We start from the raw sequence: 5,868 nt of genomic DNA on the forward strand, positions 1-5,868 counted from the left end.
CTTTTATTCCACGCAAAGAAAAACGCCGCAACCAGTTGGTTGCGGCGTTTTAGGGTAAAGCCCCTGGCGATGACCTACTCTTGCATGGCTTAGGCCACACTACCATCGGCGCATGTGCGTTTCACTTCCGAGTTCGGGATGGGATCGGGTGGTGCCACACAGCTATTATCACCAGGGAGAGGGTGGAGGGTCGCAGGCTTCGGTGGATTGAAGTTGCGCTCACGCTCACGTGGGTGTGCTTTCAACGGAATGAACCCCGTTGTCGGCAAATAAGTTGGAATGTAGCGAACAGTATTTTGGGAGAAACGTCTTAACGTGTCAATGAAGCCAAGGCAACTTGAGGTTATATGGTCAAGCCACACGGATCATTAGTACAGGTTAGCTCAATGCGTTGCCGCACTTACACACCCTGCCTATCAACCACCTAGTCTTGATGGTTCCTTTAGGGGACTTAAAGTCCCGGGAGATCTCATCTTGAGGCGCGCTTCCCGCTTAGATGCTTTCAGCGGTTATCGCTTCCGAACATAGCTACCCGGCAGTGCCACTGGCGTGACAACCGGAACACCAGAGGTTCGTCCACTCCGGTCCTCTCGTACTAGGAGCAGCCCCTCTCAAATCTCCAACGCCCACGACAGATAGGGACCGAACTGTCTCACGACGTTCTGAACCCAGCTCGCGTACCACTTTAAATGGCGAACAGCCATACCCTTGGGACCGACTACAGCCCCAGGATGTGATGAGCCGACATCGAGGTGCCAAACACCGCCGTCGATATGAACTCTTGGGCGGTATCAGCCTGTTATCCCCGGAGTACCTTTTATCCGTTGAGCGATGGCCCTTCCATACAGAACCACCGGATCACTAAGACCTACTTTCGTACCTGCTTGATCCGTCGATCTTGCAGTCAAGCACGCTTATGCCTTTGCACACAGTGCGCGATGTCCGACCGCGCTGAGCGTACCTTCGTGCTCCTCCGTTACACTTTGGGAGGAGACCGCCCCAGTCAAACTACCCACCATACACGGTCCCTGACCCGGATAACGGGCCTAGGTTAGAACGTCAAGCACGACAGGGTGGTATTTCAAGGATGGCTCCACCACAGCTAGCGCCATGGTTTCATAGCCTCCCACCTATCCTACACAGACGAACTCAACGTTCAGTGTAAAGCTATAGTAAAGGTTCACGGGGTCTTTCCGTCTTGCCGCGGGAACGCTGCATCTTCACAGCGATTTCAATTTCACTGAGTCTCGGGTGGAGACAGCGCCGCTGTCGTTACGCCATTCGTGCAGGTCGGAACTTACCCGACAAGGAATTTCGCTACCTTAGGACCGTTATAGTTACGGCCGCCGTTTACTGGGGCTTCGATCAAGAGCTTCGCCTTGCGGCTGACCCCATCAATTAACCTTCCAGCACCGGGCAGGCGTCACACCCTATACGTCCACTTTCGTGTTTGCAGAGTGCTGTGTTTTTGATAAACAGTCGCAGCGGCCTGGTCACTGCGGCCCCCCTCAGCTATTAACCGTGGAGGGCGCACCTTCTCCCGAAGTTACGGTGCTATTTTGCCTAGTTCCTTCACCCGAGTTCTCTCAAGCGCCTTAGAATTCTCATCCTGCCCACCTGTGTCGGTTTACGGTACGGTCTGCGTAAGCTGAAGCTTAGGAGCTTTTCCTGGAAGCGTGATATCGGCAGCCTAGCCCTAATGGGCCGGTCCTTAGTCTCAACGTTGCTCCCCCGGATTTGCCAAAGGGAACCGCCTCAACTCTCTCACCAGGACAACCAACGCCTGGCCTGCCTAACCTTCTCCGTCCCTCCATCGCACTTACGCGAGGTGCAGGAATATTAACCTGCTTCCCATCGACTACGCTTTTCAGCCTCGCCTTAGGGGCCGACTCACCCTGCGTCGATTAACGTTGCGCAAGGAAACCTTGGGCTTTCGGCGTGCGGGCTTTTCACCCGCATTATCGTTACTCATGTCAGCATTCGCACTTCCGATACCTCCAGCAGACTTCTCAATCCACCTTCAACGGCTTACGGAACGCTCCTCTACCGCGCATCACAAAGTGATGCACCCCAAGCTTCGGTTTATCGCTTAGCCCCGTTAAATCTTCCGCGCAGACCGACTCGACCAGTGAGCTATTACGCTTTCTTTAAAGGGTGGCTGCTTCTAAGCCAACCTCCTGGCTGTCTGTGCCTTTCCACATCGTTCACCACTTAGCGATAAATTTGGGACCTTAGCTGTGGGTCTGGGTTGTTTCCCTTTTCACGACGGACGTTAGCACCCGCCGTGTGTCTCCCGGATAGTACGTGCTGGTATTCGGAGTTTGCCATGGTTTGGTAAGTCGCAATGACCCCCTAGCCATAACAGTGCTCTACCCCCAGCAGTATTCGTCCGAGGCGCTACCTAAATAGCTTTCGAGGAGAACCAGCTATCTCCGGGTTCGATTAGCTTTTCACTCCTAATCACACCTCATCCCCGTCTTTTGCAACAGACGTGGGTTCGGGCCTCCAGTTGATGTTACTCAACCTTCACCCTGGGCATGACTAGATCACCCGGTTTCGGGTCTACTGCCCGCGACTATGCGCCCTTATCAGACTCGGTTTCCCTTCGCCTCCCCTATACGGTTAAGCTTGCCACGAACAGTAAGTCGCTGACCCATTATACAAAAGGTACGCAGTCACTCTTGCGAGCTCCTACTGCTTGTACGCACACGGTTTCAGGGTCTATTTCACTCCCTTCACCAGGGTTCTTTTCGCCTTTCCCTCACGGTACTGGTTCACTATCGGTCGGTCAGGAGTATTTAGCCTTGGAGGATGGTCCCCCCATGTTCAGACAGGGTTTCTCGTGCCCCGCCCTACTCGATTTCATCGCATCAGCCCCTTCACATACAGGGCTGTCACCTTCTATGGCCGAGCTTTCCAACTCGTTTTGCTGAAGCTGATGCAACTTAAGGGCTAGTCCCCGTTCGCTCGTCACTACTTAGGGAATCTCGGTTGATTTCTTTTCCTCCGGGTACTTAGATATTTCAGTTCTCCGGGTTCGCTTCCAGCAGCTATGTATTCACTGCAGGATACCTATTGCTAGGTGGGTTTCCCCATTCGGACATCGCGGGATCAAAGCTTATTGCCAGCTCCCCCGCGCTTTTCGCAGGCTATCACGTCCTTCATCGCCTCTGACCGCCAAGGCATCCACCGTGTGCGCTTATTCGCTTGACCATATAACCCCAAGTTGCCTCGGAATTACACGGGCCCAGGGGTACAAAGCCCGGACTCGAATATAACGACTCAATTAATAAAGTGTCTTTCGACACTCGCCTTAGCCTCACGACACGTCATGGACATTCCGTCTCAAAACGCTCGCTACATTCCAGTTTTTCAAAGAACACTTGAAAGGCTTCAGCGCCTTTCCAGTTTCAAATCTTTATGTGTGTGCGCAATTCAGAAGTCTTGTCGTTTGCCTTAACTCTTCACCAGGGTGGTGGGTCTGGGAGGACTCGAACCACCGGCCTCGCCCTTATCAGGGGCGCGCTCTAACCACCTGAGCTACAGACCCAAAACTGCTACTGGCTAGGTGGTGGAGCTTGTCGGGATCGAACCGACGACCCCCTGCTTGCAAAGCAGGTGCTCTCCCAGCTGAGCTAAAGCCCCATCGAAACGGGACGACTCCTCAATCGCCCTGTGGCGATCGGGAACTCTGAATGCAGGTCACTTGTGCGGACGTCTGGACAGGCAATTGGCTGTCTTTATGTCTCTAAAGGAGGTGATCCAGCCGCACCTTCCGATACGGCTACCTTGTTACGACTTCACCCCAGTCATCGGCCACACCGTGGCAAGCGCCCTCCCGAAGGTTAAGCTACCTGCTTCTGGTGCAACAAACTCCCATGGTGTGACGGGCGGTGTGTACAAGGCCCGGGAACGTATTCACCGCAGCAATGCTGATCTGCGATTACTAGCGATTCCGACTTCACGGAGTCGAGTTGCAGACTCCGATCCGGACTGAGATAGGGTTTCTGGGATTGGCTTGCCCTCGCGGGTTTGCAGCCCTCTGTCCCTACCATTGTAGTACGTGTGTAGCCCTGGCCGTAAGGGCCATGATGACTTGACGTCATCCCCACCTTCCTCCGGTTTGTCACCGGCGGTCTCCTTAGAGTTCCCACCATTACGTGCTGGCAACTAAGGACAAGGGTTGCGCTCGTTGCGGGACTTAACCCAACATCTCACGACACGAGCTGACGACAGCCATGCAGCACCTGTCTCACGGTTCCCGAAGGCACCAATCTATCTCTAGAAAGTTCCGTGGATGTCAAGGCCAGGTAAGGTTCTTCGCGTTGCATCGAATTAAACCACATACTCCACCGCTTGTGCGGGCCCCCGTCAATTCCTTTGAGTTTCAGTCTTGCGACCGTACTTCCCAGGCGGCGAACTTAACGCGTTAGCTTCGATACTGAGAGCCAAGTTGCTCCCAACATCCAGTTCGCATCGTTTAGGGCGTGGACTACCAGGGTATCTAATCCTGTTTGCTCCCCACGCTTTCGTGCCTCAGTGTCAGTGCTGGTCCAGGTAGTCGCCTTCGCCACAGATGTTCCTCCCGATATCTACGCATTTCACTGCTACACCGGGAATTCCACTACCCTCTACCGCACTCTAGTCAGCCAGTTTCCAATGCCATTCCCAGGTTGAGCCCAGGGCTTTCACATCAGACTTAACAAACCACCTACGCACGCTTTACGCCCAGTAATTCCGAGTAACGCTTGCACCCTTCGTATTACCGCGGCTGCTGGCACGAAGTTAGCCGGTGCTTATTCTTCCGGTACCGTCATGATCCCCGGGTATTAACCGGGAACTTTTCTTTCCGGACAAAAGTGCTTTACAACCCGAAGGCCTTCTTCACACACGCGGCATGGCTGGATCAGGCTTGCGCCCATTGTCCAATATTCCCCACTGCTGCCTCCCGTAGGAGTCTGGACCGTGTCTCAGTTCCAGTGTGGCTGATCATCCTCTCAGACCAGCTACGGATCGTCGCCTTGGTGGGCCTTTACCCCGCCAACTAGCTAATCCGACGTCGGCTCATCTATCTGCGCGAAGCCCGAAGGTCCTCCGCTTTCACCCGTAGGTCGTATGCGGTATTAGCGTAAGTTTCCCTACGTTATCCCCCACAAATAGGCAGATTCCGACGTATTCCTCACCCGTCCGCCACTCGCCACCCAAGGAGCAAGCTCCTCTGTGCTGCCGTTCGACTTGCATGTGTTAGGCCTGCCGCCAGCGTTCACTCTGAGCCAGGATCAAACTCTTCACTTAAATGTTTCGACTCCAGCCTTGCGGCCTTCATCAATGCTTTGAGTGCAGACTTCGTTCCAGGCCAATTACTCAATATGCATTTGCATGCTTCTTAAATCGTTGGACTCTGTTACGAACGTCTGCAAGATGGACAACTATCCACCCGCCAGACGCCCGCACAAGTCACCTGCGCACACTGTCAAAGATCTTTAGGAACCGGCCTCAGCGCCTTGTTCCGTCTCGTCACCGAAGTGCCCGAGGGAGCCGCACACTATACAGCAGTTTTCGTGAACGTCAACACCTGTTCGCGAACTTCTTGCTGCTTCCCGACTCGCCGAAATCCTTCGTTTCCGAAGCATTCCACCTCACCGGGCCGCGCATCTTACAGCATGTTTTCGACTCGTCAACACTTGTCGAAACCGCCGCTTTCCGCGCGTCCCACTCACCTACAAACCGGTCAGCGGGCCGCGCATCTTACAGCAATGTTTCAGACCGTCAACACCTGTCGAAACCGCTGCTTTTGCGCGTCCCCCGCAACCAATCAACCGGTCAGCGGGGCCGCGCATTATGCAGATCTGAATGGGGCTTGGGAAG

Annotated in this window: 2 tRNA genes and 3 rRNA genes; all 5 read right to left on the bottom strand. The window is 54.3% G+C overall.

The features are described 5' to 3' along the window. Positions 1-61: 61 nt before the first annotated feature. The 5 genes from rrf to ASD86_RS04920 all read right to left on the bottom strand — a co-directional run bounded on the left by rrf (position 62) and on the right by ASD86_RS04920 (position 5,295). Positions 62-176, bottom strand: a 5S ribosomal RNA gene (rrf, locus tag ASD86_RS04900). A gap of 171 nt (positions 177-347) precedes the next feature. Beyond that, positions 348-3,213 (bottom strand): 23S ribosomal RNA (locus tag ASD86_RS04905). Between the two features lie 260 nt (positions 3,214-3,473). Beyond that, positions 3,474-3,550, bottom strand: a tRNA-Ile gene (locus ASD86_RS04910). 19 nt (positions 3,551-3,569) lie between these two features. Further along, positions 3,570-3,645: transfer RNA gene (locus ASD86_RS04915), tRNA-Ala, on the bottom strand. Between the two features lie 105 nt (positions 3,646-3,750). Next, positions 3,751-5,295 (bottom strand): 16S ribosomal RNA (locus ASD86_RS04920). Together the 16S, 23S and 5S rRNA genes with 2 tRNA genes alongside form the textbook arrangement of a ribosomal RNA operon. Between the last annotated feature and the right edge of the window lie 573 nt (positions 5,296-5,868).

The organism is Lysobacter sp. Root690 (assembly GCF_001427785.1).
GTDB lineage: Bacteria > Pseudomonadota > Gammaproteobacteria > Xanthomonadales > Xanthomonadaceae > Lysobacter.